At 74.0% G+C, this 17,074-nt stretch carries 16 protein-coding genes; 2 read left to right on the forward strand and 14 right to left on the reverse strand.

Annotation, left to right across the window (positions count from 1 at the left end):
* Positions 1–17 precede the first annotated feature (17 nt).
* Positions 18–1,073 (reverse strand): M15 family metallopeptidase, encoded by a 1,056-nt coding sequence (locus FH969_RS00510; protein WP_139985365.1) that lies wholly within the window; start codon positions 1,071–1,073, stop codon positions 18–20.
* A 163-nt stretch (positions 1,074–1,236) separates the two neighbouring features.
* Between FH969_RS00510 and FH969_RS00515 the strand changes: the two genes are divergently transcribed.
* Positions 1,237–1,881, forward strand: a complete 645-nt coding sequence (locus FH969_RS00515) for a GNAT family N-acetyltransferase (RefSeq protein WP_199916483.1) — start codon at positions 1,237–1,239, stop codon at positions 1,879–1,881.
* A 95-nt stretch (positions 1,882–1,976) separates the two neighbouring features.
* A complete protein-coding gene (locus tag FH969_RS00520) occupies positions 1,977–2,606 on the forward strand; it encodes a TIGR00645 family protein (RefSeq protein ID WP_108719649.1) in 630 nt (209 codons plus the stop codon).
* A 61-nt stretch (positions 2,607–2,667) separates the two neighbouring features.
* Here the strand turns inward: FH969_RS00520 and FH969_RS00525 are convergent, their stop codons facing one another.
* The 13 genes from FH969_RS00525 to FH969_RS00585 form a co-directional block, all read right to left on the reverse strand.
* On the reverse strand, positions 2,668–3,138 hold the full coding sequence (locus tag FH969_RS00525; protein WP_108719648.1) for a tetratricopeptide repeat protein: 471 nt from the start codon (positions 3,136–3,138) through the stop codon (positions 2,668–2,670).
* Positions 3,135–3,878: a 4-hydroxy-tetrahydrodipicolinate reductase gene (gene dapB, locus FH969_RS00530; RefSeq protein ID WP_139985367.1), complete on the reverse strand. Its 744-nt coding sequence runs from the start codon at positions 3,876–3,878 to the stop codon at positions 3,135–3,137. Before dapB ends, FH969_RS00525 begins: the two co-directional genes overlap by 4 nt.
* 9 nt (positions 3,879–3,887) lie before the next feature.
* On the reverse strand, positions 3,888–5,225 hold the full coding sequence (locus FH969_RS00535) for a M16 family metallopeptidase (protein WP_108719646.1): 1,338 nt from the start codon (positions 5,223–5,225) through the stop codon (positions 3,888–3,890).
* Between the two features lie 2 nt (positions 5,226–5,227).
* Complete coding sequence (locus FH969_RS00540; protein WP_108719645.1) at positions 5,228–7,456, reverse strand: polyribonucleotide nucleotidyltransferase; 2,229 nt, start codon at positions 7,454–7,456, stop codon at positions 5,228–5,230.
* A 246-nt stretch (positions 7,457–7,702) separates the two neighbouring features.
* Complete coding sequence (gene rpsO / locus FH969_RS00545) at positions 7,703–7,972, reverse strand: 30S ribosomal protein S15 (RefSeq protein WP_108719644.1); 270 nt, start codon at positions 7,970–7,972, stop codon at positions 7,703–7,705.
* Between the two features lie 123 nt (positions 7,973–8,095).
* Entirely contained in the window at positions 8,096–9,046 is a 951-nt protein-coding gene (locus tag FH969_RS00550; RefSeq protein ID WP_139985369.1) for a bifunctional riboflavin kinase/FAD synthetase, read from the reverse strand.
* A 45-nt stretch (positions 9,047–9,091) separates the two neighbouring features.
* Positions 9,092–9,820, reverse strand: coding sequence for an alpha/beta fold hydrolase (locus tag FH969_RS00555; RefSeq protein WP_180359605.1), 729 nt, complete (start codon positions 9,818–9,820; stop codon positions 9,092–9,094).
* Positions 9,821–10,326: 506 nt separating this feature from the next.
* On the reverse strand, positions 10,327–11,286 hold the full coding sequence (truB, locus tag FH969_RS00560; protein WP_370445295.1) for a tRNA pseudouridine(55) synthase TruB: 960 nt from the start codon (positions 11,284–11,286) through the stop codon (positions 10,327–10,329).
* A gap of 62 nt (positions 11,287–11,348) precedes the next feature.
* Positions 11,349–11,864 carry a 30S ribosome-binding factor RbfA gene (rbfA, locus tag FH969_RS00565; protein ID WP_139985373.1) on the reverse strand — a complete coding sequence of 172 codons (516 nt, stop codon included), beginning with the start codon at positions 11,862–11,864 and terminating at the stop codon, positions 11,349–11,351.
* Positions 11,861–14,908, reverse strand: coding sequence for a translation initiation factor IF-2 (infB, locus tag FH969_RS00570; RefSeq protein ID WP_139985375.1), 3,048 nt, complete (start codon positions 14,906–14,908; stop codon positions 11,861–11,863). Before infB ends, rbfA begins: the two co-directional genes overlap by 4 nt.
* Positions 14,909–14,978: 70 nt before the next feature.
* Entirely contained in the window at positions 14,979–15,437 is a 459-nt protein-coding gene (locus FH969_RS00575) for a YlxR family protein (RefSeq protein ID WP_139985377.1), read from the reverse strand.
* A 4-nt stretch (positions 15,438–15,441) separates the two neighbouring features.
* On the reverse strand, positions 15,442–16,482 hold the full coding sequence (gene nusA, locus FH969_RS00580; RefSeq protein ID WP_139985379.1) for a transcription termination factor NusA: 1,041 nt from the start codon (positions 16,480–16,482) through the stop codon (positions 15,442–15,444).
* Entirely contained in the window at positions 16,482–16,979 is a 498-nt protein-coding gene (locus tag FH969_RS00585; protein ID WP_139985381.1) for a ribosome maturation factor RimP, read from the reverse strand. Before FH969_RS00585 ends, nusA begins: the two co-directional genes overlap by 1 nt.
* Between the last annotated feature and the right edge of the window lie 95 nt (positions 16,980–17,074).

The following is a 17,074-nucleotide window of genomic DNA, read 5'->3' on the forward strand; positions in this document are numbered from 1 at the left end:
CCCACGGACGGGCGTGCTCACGCGTCGGGTGTGTACCGCGAGGTCACGTTGAGGTACTCCTCGAGCGTGAGGCCCTGCTGCGTGAGCGACGTCGCCAGGTCGACGCCGAGGTAGCGCACGTGCCAGGGCTCGTACTTGTAGCCCGTCACGTCCTGCTTGCCGTCGGGGAACCGGATGACGAAGCCGTACTCCGGGGCGTGCTGCGCGAGCCACGTCGCCGCGGCGGTGCCGCCGAAGTCGGGGTGGGCGTTGTTGATGTCGAGCGCGAGCCCGGTCTGGTGCTCGGAGTGGCCGGGCCGCGAGGAGAACGTGTCGGCGTAGTCGACGCTGAACTTGCTCACGTAGCCCTGGTAGGTGATCTCCTGGTCCGCGGAGGACCGGAAGCCCGAGTCGATCCACAGCGTGACCCCGTCGTTCCACGCCGCGGCCTGCATCTGGGTCCAGGCGGCGTCCACCTCGGGCAGGATCCCGGGCGCGTAGCTCGCCGGCATCGCGAACGTCTTGTTCGCGATCACGACCCCGCCGATCGTGGTCGGCCCCTCGGTGGACGTCACGATCTCGGGTACGGCGGCGGTCTCGGTCCGCACGCGCTCGGCGAGCGCGGCGAGGTCGGCCTCGCTCGCCGTCGAGCCCTCCGCGAGGGCTGCCGCGGCGTCGTCCACTGCCGCGCGGAGCGCGTCGAGCCGGCTCGCGTCGAGCACCACGGGGTCCCACTGCGCCAGTCGGGCCGTGCCTGCGGAGGCTGCCGCGGTGAGGTCGTCGACCACCGCCTGGCTCACGGCGGGCGAGCCCGGCGCCGACGGCGCGGCCGATGCGGTGCTCGCGGCCGTCGCCGCGGCGACCGGGGCCGCCGCGTCCGGCACGGCCTCGCCCCGGTGGGAGAGGCCGGCGACCAGCCACCACACGAGCGCGACCACGAGGAGCAGGCCGAGCCCGACGGCCAGTCTGCGGCGCCGGTACACGGCCGGGCTGACGGCGTGGGGGCTCGAGCCGCGTGGCGGACGGGGGGTGGGGTCCGGCCCGGGTCGGAGCTGTCCGGACCGGGTGGGCGGCGGGGTCACGACGCCTGGCACGGACACGACGGTAGCAACCGAGCCTGGGGACGCCCCGGCGACACCCGGGCGACACGAGGCGACACCCACGCGGCGCCGGACGGCACGCCCGCGACACGGGGCGTCCGCGCTGCGCCACGCGCCCGTGGGAGTGCCGAGCACGAATGTGACGAACAATGGCGGGGTGACCCTCGCCGACGTCTCCGTCCGTCCCGCCCAGCCCGCCGACGCCGAGGCGATCGCGCGCATCCAGCTCGCCGCCTGGCGGGCGACGCTGGGCGAGCAGGTCGTCGACGGCCTCGACGCCGACGCGGTCGCCGAGACCTGGCGGCGCGCCGCCGGCGCCGCACCCGACCCGCGCGCCCGCGTCCTCGTGGCCGTGGCGGGACCGACGGTGGTGGGCTTCGCGGCGTGCGCGCCGTCGTCGGGCTCGCTGCGGGTGCCCGACGGCGAGGCTTTCGACGGCGAGCGGCCCGCGCACGGCGAGCCCGCCACGGGCGAACGGCCCACCGGCGACCACCGCGACGGCGAGCCGAGCAGCGACGGCGGCGGCTGGACCGCCGAGCTCCTCGCGCTCGAGGTGGCGCCCGACGCGCGCCGCGCGGGGCACGGCTCACGCCTCCTGGCGGCCGTCGCGGACCTCGCCCGCGAGCGCGGCGCGCACCACCTCGCGACGTGGACGGTGCGCAGCGACGCCGAGCGCACGGCGTTCCTCGAGGCGGCGGGTCTCGGGGAGGCGGGACTGCGCCGTCGGCTCGACGTGCCGGGCGGCGAGGTCGAGGAGATCCTGCTCACGGCGGTGCTCCCGGCGCACGGGAGCGCCCGGTAGCACCCGTGAGGACGCGAGCAACTTTCGAGCGGCCGGATACGTTAGGACGTTCGTCCCGGACCAGACCGTCCCAGCCCTAGGAGTCAAGGAACCCCGTGAGCACCTCCACGAGCCCGACCGCGGCGCCCGCGCGTGCCTTCTCGTCCCTCATCTTCGCGTCGCGGTGGCTCCAGGCCCCGCTCTACCTGGGCCTGATCATCGCCCAGATCGTCTACGTGGTGCAGTTCGCCAAGGAGCTCGTGCACCTCATCGACTACGCGATCGACAACCACCACGTGCCGGAGCAGTACGTGGGCTTCTCCGGCGAGGCGATCACCATGCTCATGGTGCTCGGACTCGTCGACGTGGTGATGATCAGCAACCTCCTCATCATGGTCATCATCGGCGGCTACGAGACGTTCGTCTCCCGGATGAACCTCGACGGCCACCCCGACCAGCCCGAGTGGCTGAACCACGTGAACGCCAACGTGCTCAAGACCAAGCTCGCGATGAGCATCATCGGGATCTCCTCGATCCACCTGCTGCGCACGTTCATCGAGTCCGCCTCGCGCGACGTCGACACCGACGAGATGATGTGGCAGACGTTCATCCACCTCGCGTTCGTGGCCTCCGCGCTCGCGCTCGCGCTCATCGACCGGATGACGCTCAGCCCGCGTCAGCGTGCCGCGAACGCCGAGCGCGGCGACGAGGGCGTGGCCTACCGCGTGGACGAGCCCGCCCACTGAGGACCCGACCGACGACAACCGATCCCCCGGCCGGCGCACGTGCGCGCTGGCAACTGACCGCTCAGCCGCGCCGTCCGGCGCGCTCGACCCGCTCGAGCCGGACGGCGCGGCGCAGCGACTCGCGCGCGTGCCGCCGGTCGCCCGCCGCGTCGTAGGCCCAGCCCAGGTGGAACCACGCGCGCCAGCTGTCCGGCTCGGCCGCGACCGCGTCCCGGGCCGCGAGGAACTGCTCGGCGGCCACGCTGCGGTCGATCCGCCCACCGGGCGAGCGGGGCAGGTCGTCCTCGTGCAGCCCGCCCTCGTCGGCGAGCCGCTTCGTGAGCGCGTCCACGGCCATCGCCTGACCGACCTCGCGCACCACGAACCACACCACGAGCAGCGGGATGATCAGCACGGCGAGGCCCAGGGCCACGCCGACCGCGCGGCCGCTCGTCACGAGCGCCCAGCCGCGCCACGCGACGGCCCACACGTAGAGCAGCAGGAGCGCCACGGCGATCGCCGCGACTCCGATCCCCCGCGCGCGCCGGCTCACAGGTCGAGGTAGGCGTCGAGCCCGACGGCGAGCCCCGGCCGGGTACCGATCTCGCGGATCGCGAGGAGCACCCCGGGCATGAAGCTGCTGCGGTCGAAGGAGTCCGTGCGGATCGTGAGCAGCTCCCCGGGGTTGGACAGGAAGACCTGCTCGTGCGCCACCAGCCCCTCCAGCCGCAACGCGTGCACGTGGACGCCGTCGACGTCGGCGCCGCGGGCACCGTCGGGGTCGAGCTCGGTGGCGTCCGGCATCGGGGGTGCACCCGCGGCCGCACGGGCCTGAGCGACGCCGCGGGCGGTGTGCACCGCGGTGCCCGACGGCGCGTCGACCTTGCGGGGGTGGTGCATCTCGACGACCTCGACCGAGGCGAACAGCGGGGCGGCGATGGCGGCGAACCGCATCGCGAGCACCGCCGAGAGCGCGAAGTTCGGGGCCACGAGCACCCCGAGGTCGGGGGTCTGTGCGAGGTGGGTGCGCACCCGCGCGAGGGCGGCGTCGTCCCAACCGGTTGTGCCGACGACAGCGTGCACCCCGGAGTCGAGCAGCGCGTGCACGTTGCCCTCGGTCACCGTGGGGACCGTGAAGTCGACCGCGACGTCGGCCACGCCTGCGAGGGCGGTGACGTCGTCACCCGCGTCGAGCTCCGCGACGAGCTCGAGGCCCTGCGCCGCGCGGACGGCCTGCGCCGTCGTCGTCCCCATCCGTCCCGCCGCGCCGAGCACGGCCACCCTGATCGTCACGGGGCAACCCTAGGCGAGGGACGCGAGCACCTCGCCCGCGACGTCGTGGGTCGCCGGGCCGACGACGACGAGCGAGCGCGGCCGGGCGAGCAGGTCGACGGCGAGCGCTCGCACGTCCTCGGCCGTCACCGCGCGGATGGCGGCGAGCGTCTCGTCGACGTCCCACCACTGCCCCAGCGTGACCTCGGCGCGGGACAGCCGCGACATCCGCGAGCCGGTGTCCTCCAGGCCGAGCACGAGCGAGCCGACGAGCTGGCCGATCGCCCGGTCGAGCTCCTCGGGTGTGACGCCGTCGGTCGCGAGCGAGCGCCACTCCTGCGCCATGAGCGTGGCGACCTCGGCCACGCGCGCGGGCTGACAGCCGGCCGCGAGGCCGAAGTACCCGGCCTCGGTGTAGCTGGTCGCGAACGAGTAGACGGAGTAGGCGAGGCCACGCTTCTCGCGGATCTCCTGGAACAGGCGCGAGGACATCCCCCCGCCGAGCACCGCGTTGAGGACGGAGAGCGCGAACCGGCGCTCGTCGTCGGCGGCGATCGCGCGGCCGCCGAGCACCACGGTCGCCTGCTCGGTCGAGCGGTGCACGGTGAGCGCCGTCCCCGGCGCCTCGGCGGGCGGCTGCTCGGTGCGCCGCGGCGCGGGCCGCGCGCCGCGGGCGAGCTCCCACCCGCCGTCGAGCGCGCCCTGGCGCACCATGGCGCACAGCGCGTCGTGGTCGACGGCGCCCGCGGCCGTGACGACCAGCTCGGCCGGGGTGTAGGTGCGCCGGTAGTGGTCCCAGACCGCGTCACGCGGGACCGCGCGGATCGTCTCGGGGGTGCCGCCGATCGGGCGGCCGAGCGGGTGGCCGGCCAGCACCGCGGCGGCGAAGGCCTCGTGCGCGACGTCGTTCGGGTCGTCGTCGGCCATCGCGAGCTCCTCAAGGATCACGCCGCGCTCGAGCTCGACGTCCTCGACGTCGAGCGTCGCCGAGGTGACCATGTCCAGGAGCACGTCGGTCGCCATGGCCTGGTCGGCCTGGAGCACGCGCGCGTAGTAGGAGGTGCTCTCCTTGCCGGTGACGGCATTCGCCTCGCCACCCACGGCGTCGAAGGCGGCGGCGATGTCGAGCGCGTCCCGGCGGTGGGTGCCCTTGAAGAGCAGGTGCTCGAGGAAGTGCGTGGAGCCGTGGTGGCCGTCGCGCTCGTCTCGCGAGCCGACGGCGACCGTGGCCGAGATCGAGACCGACCGCGTCGCGGGGATGGTCTCGGAGAGGACGCGGACCCCGCCCTCCAGGACGGTGCGGCGCAGCCGCGAGCCGTCCTGGAGGGTGAGGTCGAGCTCCTCGGTGGAACCGAGGGGCAGGGGCATGCTCAGGCGTCCGCGCCCACGGGCGCCTCGGCGCCGGCGGCCTTCTCGTCCTCGTCGATCACCGCGTGCAGCGACAGCTTGCCGCGCGGGTCGATCTCGGCGAGCTCGACCTGGACCTTCTGGCCGATCGAGAGGACGTCCTCGACGTTCTCCACCCGCTTGCCGCCGACGAGGCGACGGATCTGGCTGATGTGCAGCAGACCGTCCTTGCCGGGGCTGAGCGAGATGAACGCGCCGAAGGTCGTCGTCTTCACCACGGTGCCGACGAAGCGCTCGCCGACCTCGGGCATGTGCGGGTTCGCGATCGCGTTGATCGCCGCCCGCGCGGCCTCGGCGGACGGCCCGTCCGTCGCGCCGATGAACACGGTGCCGTCGTCCTCGATGGAGATGTCGGCGCCCGTGTCGTCCTGGATCTGGTTGATCATCTTGCCCTTCGGACCGATGACCTCGCCGATCTTGTCGACGGGGACCTGGACCGTGATGACGCGCGGCGCGGTGGCCGCCATCTCGTCGGGCGCGTCGATCGCCTCGGCCATGACGTCGAGGATCGTCAGGCGCGCCTCCTTGGCCTGCCCGAGGGCGCCGGCCAGGACGTGCGCGGGGATGCCGTCGAGCTTGGTGTCCAGCTGGATGGCGGTGACGAACTCGCGCGTACCGGCGACCTTGAAGTCCATGTCGCCGAACGCGTCCTCGGCACCGAGGATGTCGGTGAGCGCCGCGTAGCGGGTCTCCCCGTCGACCTCGTCCGAGACCAGGCCCATCGCGATGCCCGCGACGGCGGCACGCAGCGGCACACCGGCGTTGAGCAGCGAGAGCGTGGACGCGCAGACCGAGCCCATCGACGTCGAGCCGTTGGACCCGAGCGCCTCGGAGACCTGACGGATCGCGTAGGGGAACTCCTCGCGGCTGGGCAGCACCGGCACGATGGCGCGCTCGGCGAGCGCGCCGTGGCCGATCTCGCGGCGCTTGGGGCTGCCGACGCGACCGGTCTCACCGGTGGAGTAGGGCGGGAAGTTGTAGTTGTGCATGTAGCGCTTCTTGGTGACGGGCGACAGCGTGTCCAGCTGCTGCTCCATCTTCAGCATGTTCAGCGTGGTGACACCCAGGATCTGGGTCTCACCGCGCTCGAACAGCGCCGAGCCGTGCACGCGCGGGAGCACCTCGACCTCGGCCGAGAGCGGGCGGATGTCCCGCAGGCCGCGGCCGTCGATGCGGAAGGAGTCCGTGAGGATCCGACGGCGGATCGCGGCCTTGGTGAGGGAGCGGTACGCGGCGTGCAGCTCCTTCTCGCGGCCGTCGAAGCCGGCCTGCAGGGCGCCGACCGCGGCGTCGCGGACCTCGTCGAGGCGAGTCTCGCGGGTCTGCTTGTCCGCGATCGTGAGCGCCTCCTCGAGGGCGTTGCCGACCTCGGCCTTGACGGCCTCGAGGGCGTCGGCCTCGTAGTCGGGGAACAGCGGGAAGCTGCGCACCTCCTTGGCGGCGCGCGACGCGAGGTCGAGCTGCGCCTCGCAGAGCGCCCGGATGAACGGCTTCGCGGCCTCGAGACCGCCGGCGACGACGTCCTCGGTGGGCGCCTGCTGACCCTCGTTCTTGATGAGCTGCCAGGCGTTGTCGGTCGCCTCGGCCTCGATCATGGCGATCGCGACGTCGTCACCGACGATCCGCCCCGCCACGACCATCTCGAAGACGGCGGTCGCGGACTCGCTGTAGCGCGGGAACGCGACCCACTGGCCGTCGATGAGGGAGATGCGCACGGCGCCGACCGGGCCGGAGAACGGCAGGCCGGAGATCTGCGTGGACGCGGACGCGGCGTTGATCGCCAGCACGTCGTAGGTGTCGTCCGGGTGGATCGCCAGGACGGTCTCGACGACCTGGACCTCGTTGCGCAGGCCCTTGACGAACAGGGGGCGCAGCGGGCGGTCGATGAGGCGGCACGCGAGGATGGCCTCGGTGCTGGGGCGACCCTCGCGGCGGAAGAACGAGCCGGGGATCTTGCCCGCGGCGTACTGCCGCTCCTCGACGTCGACGGTCAGCGGGAAGAAGTCGAAGCCCTCGCGGGGGTGCTTGCCCGCGGTGGTGGTGGACAGCACGACGGTGTCCTCGTCGAGCGTGGCCAGCACGGCGCCGGCGGCCTGCTTGGCCAGCCGACCCGTCTCGAAGCGGATCGTGCGGGTGCCGTGGCGCCCGTTGTCGATGGTGGCCTCGGCGAACGTGATCTCGGGACCCTCCATGGGTGCCCTCCTTGTCGGTTCGTGCGCCGCGCCCGACGGAGGTCTTCGATCGAGGCCCACGCCTCGCCGTCGGACGTGCCGACCCGCGAGCCCGGGGGCCACTACCGAGGACCGACGGCGGAGCGCCGGCGCGGTGGTGAGGTGTTCAGTTGTGCACTGCGCCGGCCCGCTCGTCCAGGACGCGCGGAGCCGCGCAGCATGCGGCACCGGCCCGGTCCCTGGCGGGTCCGGGCCGGTGCGCGGGGTTCAGCGACGCAGACCGAGGCGCTCGATGATCGAGCGGTAGCGGTCGATGTCGATCTTCTGCAGGTAACCGAGCAGGCGACGACGCTGACCGACCAGGAGCATCAGGCCCCGGCGGCTGTGGTGGTCGTGCTTGTGGGTCTTGAGGTGCTCGGTCAGGTCCTTGATGCGCTGCGAGAGCATCGCGATCTGGACCTCCGGCGAACCGGTGTCACCCTCATGGGTCGCGTACTCGGCGATGATGGACTGCTTCACGGCGGCGTCGAGGGCCACGGTTCTCCTTCGTTGTTCGTTGCGCGGCGCGCCCGGGCTTGTTCACCGGGGCATGGGTTGTCCGCGGCCGTTCTGACGGCTCCCCCACCTTACACCAGCGGGCGCACGACGGCGTGGACCGCGTCAGCGCGCGACGCCGAGGATCGCCAGCGCGCGGGCGCAGTCGGCGTGCATCTGCGCGACGAGCGGGTCGATCCCGTCGAACCGGAGCGTCGGGCGCAGCAGCGCGACGAACTCCACGACGACCTCCTCGCCGTACAGGTCCAGGTCGGTGCGGCCGATGACGTGCGCCTCGACCTGGCGCGTCTCGCCGTCGAACGTCGGGTTGGTGCCCACCGAGATCGCGGAGGGCAGGCGGTCCCCCGCGCCGCCGTCGCGCACGAGCCAGCCCGCGTAGACGCCGTCCGCGGGGACCGCGCCGGCCGAGGCCGGGTCGAGGTTCGCCGTCGGGAAGCCCAGCTGACGCCCGCGCGCCTCGCCGTGCACGACGGCGCCGCGCATGTGGTGCGGTCGGCCGAGCAGCTCGGCGAGCTCCTCGACGTTGCCCTCGGCGAGCAGGGCCCGTGCCCAGGTGGAGGACCAGCGGCGCTGCTCGTCGGGGTCCAGGACGTCCTCGAGCACGTCGACCTCGAAGCCGAACCGCTCCCCGAGCTGCGCCATCGTGGCGCGGTCGCCGGCGTTGCCGGCGCCGAACCGCACGTCGTGGCCCACCACCACGAGGACGGGGGCGAGCGAGTCGACGAGGTAGCGCCGGACGAACCGCTCCGCCGGCTGCGCCGCGAAGTCGGCCGTGTACGCCACGACGAGCACGGCGTCCAGGCCGGTCTCGGCGAGGAGCGTGAGCTTGTCGGCGAGGCCGGTGAGCTGGGGCGGCGCCTCGCCGGGACGGTGCACGACGGCGGGGTGCGGGTCGAACGTCATCGCGACGGCGAGCGCACCCCGCGTGCGAGCCTCGCTCACCACGCGAGCGAGCACCTCGCGGTGGCCGGCGTGCACGCCGTCGAAGTTCCCGATCGTCACGACGCTCGGACCCGTGCCCGGCGGCACCTGCCCGAGTCCCTGCCAGACCTGCACGCTCGCTCCGCCTCCGTCCACCGCGCCGGCGGCGCGGACCGACGTCTAGCCTGCCACGCCCGCCAGGTGCTGACGCACGAGGACCGCAAGGACCTCCGGGGCGTCGCGCGGCACCATGTGGCCGACGCCGGGCACGATCTCCACGCGGGCGTGCGGCAGGGCCGCGCCGATGAGCGCGGTGTGCTCGGGCCGGATGACGTCCCGCTCGCCCGCGACGACGAGCGTCGCCACCTCGACCGTGTGCAGCGCGAGGGGATCGATGTCGGGGTCGTAGACCATGAGCCCGAGGCGCTCGGCGAGCGGGCGCAACGCCGGCAGGAACCGGGCGCCGAACGCCGACACGGCGTGGGCGGCGTCCGTGCTGGCTTTCGACACGGGCTTCAGCCCCGCCGGGAACAGGTTCGCACCGACGACGACGAGCGAGGAGACCGCACCCGGGTGCCGCAGCGCCAGCTCGAGCGCCATGTTGCCGCCGTCGCTGAACCCGAGCACGGGGACGCCGTGCAGGCCGAGGCGCCTCAGCACCTCGGCGACGTCGTCGGCCATGGACGCAATCCGCAGCAGGCCGTCGCCGTGCGGGGAGTGCCCGTGCGCGCGCGAGTCCAGGCCGACCAGGGTGTGGTGCGGTGCGAGGAGCGGAACGAGCCGGTCGAACAGGTGGTGGGTCTCGGAGTTGCCGTGCAGCACCACGAGGGGCGTCCCGGTGCCCGTGGCGACCGCCCAGAGCGGACCGATCAGCCGGCCGGGGTGGTGCAGCGTGGCGAGGTCCGTCATGGCGCTGACTGTGCCACGGGTGACGGTCATCGAGTGAGCATGCGCGCGGCGGCTGGGACCGCCCTGTGCGCGCGGGCGGAGCCACCCGTGTGCTCTGCCCGCGCCGGGCGCGGGCACCCTGCGGGCCGCCGGGCGCAACTGCGGGCCGCCGGGCGCAGCCGCGGGCCGCCGGGCACAGCCGCGGACCGCCGGGCACAGCCGCGGGCCGCCGGGCACAGCCGCGGACCGCCGGGTGCAGCCGCGGATCGCCGAGCGCAACTGCGGACGGCAGTGCACCGGTGCGGACAGCCGCCCCCGGCCCCCGGCGTGTCCTCCCCGACACGCCGCGCCGACGGGCTCCAGCCGCGTACCCGTCCGCAGTTGCGTACGACCCGTCCGCGGCTGGGCGGCGCCCGTGCTGGTCAGAGCGGCTCGGCCGGCTCAGGCGCCCTGCTGATCAGGCAGCTCAGGCGGCTCAGGCGGCCAGGCGGCCAGGCGGCTCAGGCGGCTCAGGCGGATCGGGCAGCTCAGGCGAGCACGATCACCGGGCGCGCGAGCATTTCCCCGCGGCGCGACTGGTCCTCCAGCACCGCGAGGAGCCGCCCGGTCCCGTCGATCGCGGCCACGGCGCCCAGCGATCCCGTGGGCGCGAGCCACCGTCCGAACGCGAGGTCCGCGGCCTCGGCGTCGTCGACCGGACGCACCGGCATCACGGCCGCCGCGGCCCGGGCCGGCGGCAGCAGGGCAGGCGCCAGCCCGGCGTCGGACTCCGACAGCGCGGCCGCCTCCTCGAGCGTGAGCGCGTCGGCGAGCGTGAACCCGCCCACGCGCGTGCGGCGCAGCGCGGTGAGGTGGCCGCCGCAGCCGAGCGACGCCCCGAGATCGCGCGCGAGGGCGCGGACGTAGGTGCCCGACGAGCACGTCACGGTGACGTCGACGTCGAGCACCTCGACCGGACCGCTCGGACCGAACGAGCCGCCCGGGGAGCTCGAGCCGCCCGAGCCGTCGCCGGCGTCGGCAACCGGAGCGACACCCCGCCGGATCGCGTGCACGTCGAACGCCGAGACCGTCACGGGCCGCGCGGCGAGCGCGACCTCCTCCCCCGAGCGGACGCGCGCGTAGGAGCGCTTGCCGTCCACCTTGATCGCGCTCACGGCGCTGGGCACCTGCTGGAGCGCTCCCGTGAGGCGAGCGACGCCGTCGTGCACCGCGGCGTCGGTGACGACCGTGGCACCGACGGCAGCGGTCACCTCGCCCTCGGCGTCGTCCGTCACGGTCGCCTGGCCCAGGCGGATGGTGGCGTCGTAGGTCTTGTCGGCGCCCACCACGTAGGTGAGCAGCCGGGTCGAGCGCCCGACGCCGAGCACCAGCACGCCGGTCGCCATCGGGTCGAGCGTGCCGGCATGGCCCACCTTGCGCGTGCGCAGCAGCCGGCGGGAGCGGGCGACGACGTCGTGCGACGTCCAGCCCGCGGGCTTGTCCAGCACGAGGAGGCCGTCCGGCTCCGCGGGTGCGGAGCCGGACGGCCTCGGTGTGCTCGTGTGCTCGGTCAGCGGGACGCCTCGTCGTACGCGGGCCCGACGGCGTCGCTCACGTCCGCGTCGCTCTCGCCGTCGGCCTCGCCGTCGGTCTCGTCGACGGACGCGTCCTCGGGTCGGCGGTACGGGTCGGCGTCGCCCGCGTAGGTGGCGCCCTCGGCGAGAGCGCGCACCTCCGCGTCACGCGCGGCGGCGATCCGCAGCGCCTCGGCGATGTCGGCCGCCGTCTGCGGCGTGTGGTCGAGCTGGAACGCGAGGGTCGGCGTGAGCCGCACCCCGGTCCGCTTCCCGACCTCCGAACGCAGCAGGCCCTTGGCCGACTCGAGCGCGGCGGCCGTGGCCGTCGCCTCCTCCTCGGTCCCGAGCACCGTGTAGAACACCGTGGCGTTCTGCAGGTCGCCGGTCACGTTGACGTCGGTGACGGTGACGAACCCGAGCCGCGGATCCTTGATCCGCTGCTCGAGCATCGTCGCCACGATCGTCTTGATCGCCTCGCCGAGCCGGATCGCGCGTGAGTTGTCGCTCATGCGCGCTCCTTCTCGCGGGTCTCGAACGTCTCGACGACGTCACCCTCGCGGATGTCGTTGAACGAGCCGAGCCCGATACCGCACTCGAAGCCGTCGCGCACCTCGGTGACGTCGTCCTTCTCGCGGCGCAGCGACTCGATGCGCAGGTTGTCCCCGACCACGACGCCGTCGCGCAGCACTCGCGCGGACGCGTTGCGCCGGATGAGACCGGAGCGCACGCGCGAACCCGCGATGTTGCCGAACTTGGAGCTGCGGAAGATCTGCAGGATCTCCGCCGTCCCGAGCTGGACCTCCTCGTAGATGGGCTTGAGCATGCCCTTGAGGGAGTTCTCGACGTCCTCGATGGCCGCGTAGATGACCGAGTAGTAGCGGATGTCGACGCCCTCGCGGTCGGCCAGCTCGGACACCCGGACGTCCGGGCGCACGTTGAAGCCGATGATGACGGCGTTGTCCACCGTCGCCAGGTTGACGTCGTTCTGCGTGATCGCACCGACACCGCGGTGGATGATCCGCAGGTCGACCTCGTCGCCCACGTCGATCTTGAGCAGCGCGTCCTCGAGTGCCTCGACGGCACCGGACACGTCGCCCTTGATGATGAGGTTGAGCGTGTCGACCTTGCCCTGCTCGACGGCCGCGTTGAAGTCCTCGAGGCTCATGCGCTTGCGACGCTTGGCCAGGAGGGCAGCACGCTCGGCGGCGTCACGCTTGTCGGCGATCTGCCGGGCCGTGCGGTCGTCCGGCGCCACCAGGAAGGAGTCGCCGGCCCGCGGGACCGAGGTCAGACCCAGCACCTGGACGGGCGCGGACGGGCCGGCCTCGCTCAGGTTGTCGCCGCGGTCGTCGAACATCGCCCGGACTCGGCCGTAGGCCGTGCCCGCCACGATGGAGTCGCCGACCTTGAGCGTGCCGGACTGGACCAGGACGGTCGCGACCGAGCCGCGACCCTTGTCCAGGTTCGCCTCGATGGCCACGCCGCGCGCGTCCTTGTTCGGGTTCGCCCGCAGGTCCAGGGCCGCGTCCGCGGTGAGCAGGACGGCCTCGAGCAGCTCGTCGATGCCCGTGCGGTTCTTGGCGGACACGTTGACGAACATCGTGTCGCCGCCGTACGCCTCGGCCACCAGGTTGTACTCGGTGAGCTGCTGCATCACCTTGTCGGGGTTCGCCCCCTCCTTGTCGACCTTGTTGACGGCGACGACGATCGGCACGTTGGCGGCCTGGGCGTGGTTGAGCGCCTCGACCGTCTGCGGCATCACGCCGTCGTCGGCCGCGACCACGAGGATCGCGATGTCGGTGACGTCGGCACCACGCGCACGCATGGCGGTGAACGCCTCGTGACCCGGGGTGTCGATGAAGGTGATCGCGCGGTCCTCGCCCTCGTGCTCCACCGACACCTGGTAGGCGCCGATGTGCTGGGTGATGCCGCCGGCCTCGCCCGCGACGACGTCCGTGGACCGGATGGCGTCGAGGAGCTTGGTCTTTCCGTGGTCGACGTGACCCATGACGGTGACGACCGGCGGGCGTGCCACCAGGTCCTCGTCGCCCTCGGCCTCGAGCTCGGCGTCCAGGTCGATGTCGAACTGGCCGAGCAGCTCGCGGTCCTCGTCCTCCGGGGACACGATCTCGACGACGTAGCCGAGCTCGACGCCCAGCGCCTCGAGGGTGCCCTCGTCGAGCGCCTGCGTGACAGTGGCCATCTCACCGAGGTGGAACAGCACCGTCACGAGGCTCGCGGGGTTCGCGTCGATCCGGTCGGCGAAGTCCGTCAGGCTCGCGCCACGACGGATCCGCACCACGGTGGTGCCGTCGCCGCGGGGAACCTGCACGCCGCCGATCGACGGCGCGGACATCTGCTCGAACTCCTGGCGCTTCGCCCGACGCGACTTGCGTGCGCGGACCGGCTTGCCCCCGGCGCGACCGAACGCGCCCTGGGTGCCGCCGCGACCACCACGGCCCGCGGGACCGCCGCCACCGGGACGACTCCCGCCGCCGGCGCCACCAGCACCGCCGCCGGGACCGCCGAAGCCGCCACCGCCGCCGGGACGACCACCGCCGCCGCCGTAACCGCCGCCGCCACCGGGACGACCGCGTCCGGGCGCGCCGGCGCCACCGCGTGCCGGGGCACCGGGACGGCCGACGGCGCTGCGGCCGGGCATCGAGGAGGGTGAGGGGCGAGGACCGCCGGGACGCGGGCCGGCCGCACCCGTGCCGCCGGGACGCGGACCGGCGGTGCCGCCGGGACGGGGCCCGGCGCTGCCACCGGAACCACCGGGACGAGGCATGCCCTGCGAGGCCGCGAACGGGTTGTTGCCCGGACGCGCGCCGGGACGCGGACCGGCAGCGCCACCGCCGCCGCCCGAGCCGCCGGAGCGCGGCATGCCCTGCGAGGGCGCGAACGGGTTGTTGCCCGGTCGCGTGGACTGACGCGGCCCGGGGGTCGCGCCGCGTGCGCCGTCGGGGCGCATCTGACCGCCACCCTCGGCGCGCCGCTGGTCACCCGGACGCGGGGTGCTCGCGGGACGCGGAGCCGGGCGAGCCGGCGCGGGCCGGAACTCGGCCGACGAGGAGCCCTCGGTCGGAGCCGGGGCCGTGGACGCGGCCGACCCAGCGGGGGCGGCCGGACGCTCGGACTCGGCCAGGCGCGGGGCGGTCTGCCCGGCCGGCGTGGCCGGGGCTGCGGCTGCGGGTGCCTGGGGCGCCGGCGGAGCGGGAGCCTGAGGCGCTGCGGGCGCGGGTGCCTGGGGTGCCGCCGGGGCGGACGCCTCGGCGGGGGCGGCGCTCGTCGCGCTCGTATCGGCCGGACGTGCCGTCGGACGGCTCGTGCGGGGCGCGGGGGTCGAGCCCCCGGCTGTCGGGGCGCCACCGGCCGGCGCACCCGCGGGCGCTCCGGAACCGGCGAGCTGCTCGCGAACGCGCCGCACCACGGGCGGCTCGATCGTCGAGGACGCCGACTTCGCGTACTCCCCCATCTCTTGCAGACGGGAGAGCATCGTCTTGCTGTCTATCCCGAGCTCTCGTGCCAGCTCGTGGACTCGGACCTTGGCCACAACACTCCTTCTCCGGGTCCACCCGGGAAGGGGGGACCACGATCAGTGGGTCGAGCTCATTGCTGAGTACTCATCGGGTGCCCATCGGCGTGTCAACCCGCTCTCGTCGCTCGTTGCTCTGCTCGATGCTCCTGCCTGGTGCAGAAGCTGATGCGGCGCCGTGCACCGCCCCCGACTCGAACCACGCGACCACCGCCGTCGTGTCCACCGGTCCCTGCAGACGCAGGGCCCGGACGACACCGCCGCGGCGGAGCGCCAGCTCGAGGCAGGACTGCGACGGGTGAAGCCACCCGCCACGCCCCGGTGCGCTGCGGCCCTCGTCGACGACCACCCGGGGGTGGTCGCCGTCCCGGACCAGGCGCACCAGCTCAGTTCGTGCCCCCTTGCCGCGGCACCCGACGCACGTGCGGACCGGGCCACCTGGACCCGGCGCGGGCCGCGCGTCAGCGCGGCTCGAGGTCGGGGCGGAGGTGGTCACCGGCTCGCGGACGTCGGGTGCGGACGAGCGTGGGGACACGGAACCGTCCATCAGTCTACCCCCGGGGCTGCCCGGCGGGCGACCCGGGGTCGCTCGGACCCTGCTCACCCTCGCCCTCGGCGTCGGACCGGATGTCGATCCGCCAGCCCGTCAGCCGCGCCGCGAGCCGCGCGTTCTGGCCCTCCTTGCCGATCGCGAGGGACAGCTGGTAGTCCGGCACGACGACGCGCGCGGCGCGCGCCTCGAGGTCCACCACCGTCACGCTGCTCACCCGCGCCGGCGACAGCGCCGCCGCGACGAACCGCGCCGGGTCGGTGTGGAAGTCGACGATGTCGATCTTCTCCCCCCGCAGCTCCGCCATGACGGCGCGCACGCGCTGACCCATCGGACCGATGCACGCCCCCTTGGCGTTCAGCCCGGCGACGCGCGAGGCGACGGCGACCTTGCTGCGGTGACCCGCCTCCCGAGCAAGGGCGATGATCTCCACGCTCCCGTCGGCGACCTCGGGCACCTCGTGCTCGAACAGCTTGCGGACGAAGTTGGGGTGCGTGCGCGAGAGCGTGATGAGGGGGCCGCGCGGACCGCGGGCCACCTCGGTCACGTACGCCCGGATGCGCTCACCGTGCTCGAACACCTCGCCCGGCACCTGCTCGTGCGCCGGCAGCGTGGCCTCCACGCCCTTGGCGAGCTCCACGAGCACCGCGCCCTGGCGGCCGCCCTGCTGCACCACACCCGACACGAGCTGGAGCTTCGTCCCGCGGAAGTCGCCCAGCACGCGCTCGTCCTCGGCGTCGCGCAGCCGCTGCACGATGACGCTGCGCGCCGTCGCGGCGGCCATCCGGCCGAAGCCCTCGGGAGTGTCCTCGTAGGTCTGCGTCACGGGCGGCTCGCCGTCGTCGCCCTCCGAGACGACCTCCGTGACGAGCACCGCCACGTGGCCCGTGGACCGGTCGAGCTCGACGCGCGCACCCGGCTTCGCGCCCGGCGTGCGCTCGTACGCGGTGAGCAGCGCCTGCTCGATCGCGCCGATCAGCACGTCGAGGGGAATCTCGTTCTCGCGGCCGATCAGCCGCAGTCCTGCCATGTCGACGTCCATCAGTCCTCCTCCAGCCGTCGCAGCTCGACCTCGACGACCGCGTTCTCGATCGTGGAATAGGGCACGACGGCGTCGCTCCCGTCCACGCGCAGGGTCACCCCGGTCTCGTCGGCACCGACCACGCGGCCGGTCACCGAGCGCGCCGCACCGTCCGCGATCGCGGCCGCCGTGCGACGCGCGGTCACCAGCCGACCCTCGGCGCGACGGAAGTGCCGAGGCGAGGTGAGCGGGCGGTCCACGCCGGGCGTGGTGACCTCGAGCGTGTAGGCGCCGGGGATGACGTCACGCTCGTCGAGGGCGGCGGAGATGGCCCGCGAGGCCTCGCCGAGCAGGTCCGACCCGAGGGACCCGGGTCCGTCGGCGAGGTCGAGCACCACGCGAACGAGGCGCCGCTTGCCGACCGAGCGCACCTCCACGGCCTCCAGAGCGAGGTCGTGGAGTCGGACGACCGGCTCGACCACGGCTCCGATGCGTCGGTCCAGGGTGTCGCTCGCCATCTCGTCTCCAGTTGTCGCCGTGCCCAGTCGCCCCGCGCGGGGCGCCCCCGGCGGACCGGCGCGCGGCGATCGAGACTCAGGTCCGATCGGCACGG

Origin of the sequence: Miniimonas arenae, from assembly GCF_006351005.1 — a bacterium.
GTDB classification, from domain to species: domain Bacteria; phylum Actinomycetota; class Actinomycetes; order Actinomycetales; family Beutenbergiaceae; genus Miniimonas; species Miniimonas arenae.

Bases quoted from the DNA above. Each gene is read 5' to 3' on its own strand.
- FH969_RS00535 (WP_108719646.1), bottom strand. From the start codon at position 5,225: ATGCCCCTGCCCCTCGGTTCCACCGAGGAGCTCGACCTCACCCTCCAG.
- FH969_RS00540 (WP_108719645.1), bottom strand. From the start codon at position 7,456: ATGGAGGGTCCCGAGATCACGTTCGCCGAGGCCACCATCGACAACGGG.
- FH969_RS00555 (WP_180359605.1), bottom strand. From the start codon at position 9,820: ATGACGGACCTCGCCACGCTGCACCACCCCGGCCGGCTGATCGGTCCG.
- rbfA (WP_139985373.1), bottom strand. From the start codon at position 11,864: ATGAGCGACAACTCACGCGCGATCCGGCTCGGCGAGGCGATCAAGACG.
- FH969_RS00575 (WP_139985377.1), bottom strand. From the start codon at position 15,437: ATGGACGGTTCCGTGTCCCCACGCTCGTCCGCACCCGACGTCCGCGAG.
- nusA (WP_139985379.1), bottom strand. From the start codon at position 16,482: ATGGACGTCGACATGGCAGGACTGCGGCTGATCGGCCGCGAGAACGAG.
- FH969_RS00585 (WP_139985381.1), bottom strand. From the start codon at position 16,979: ATGGCGAGCGACACCCTGGACCGACGCATCGGAGCCGTGGTCGAGCCG.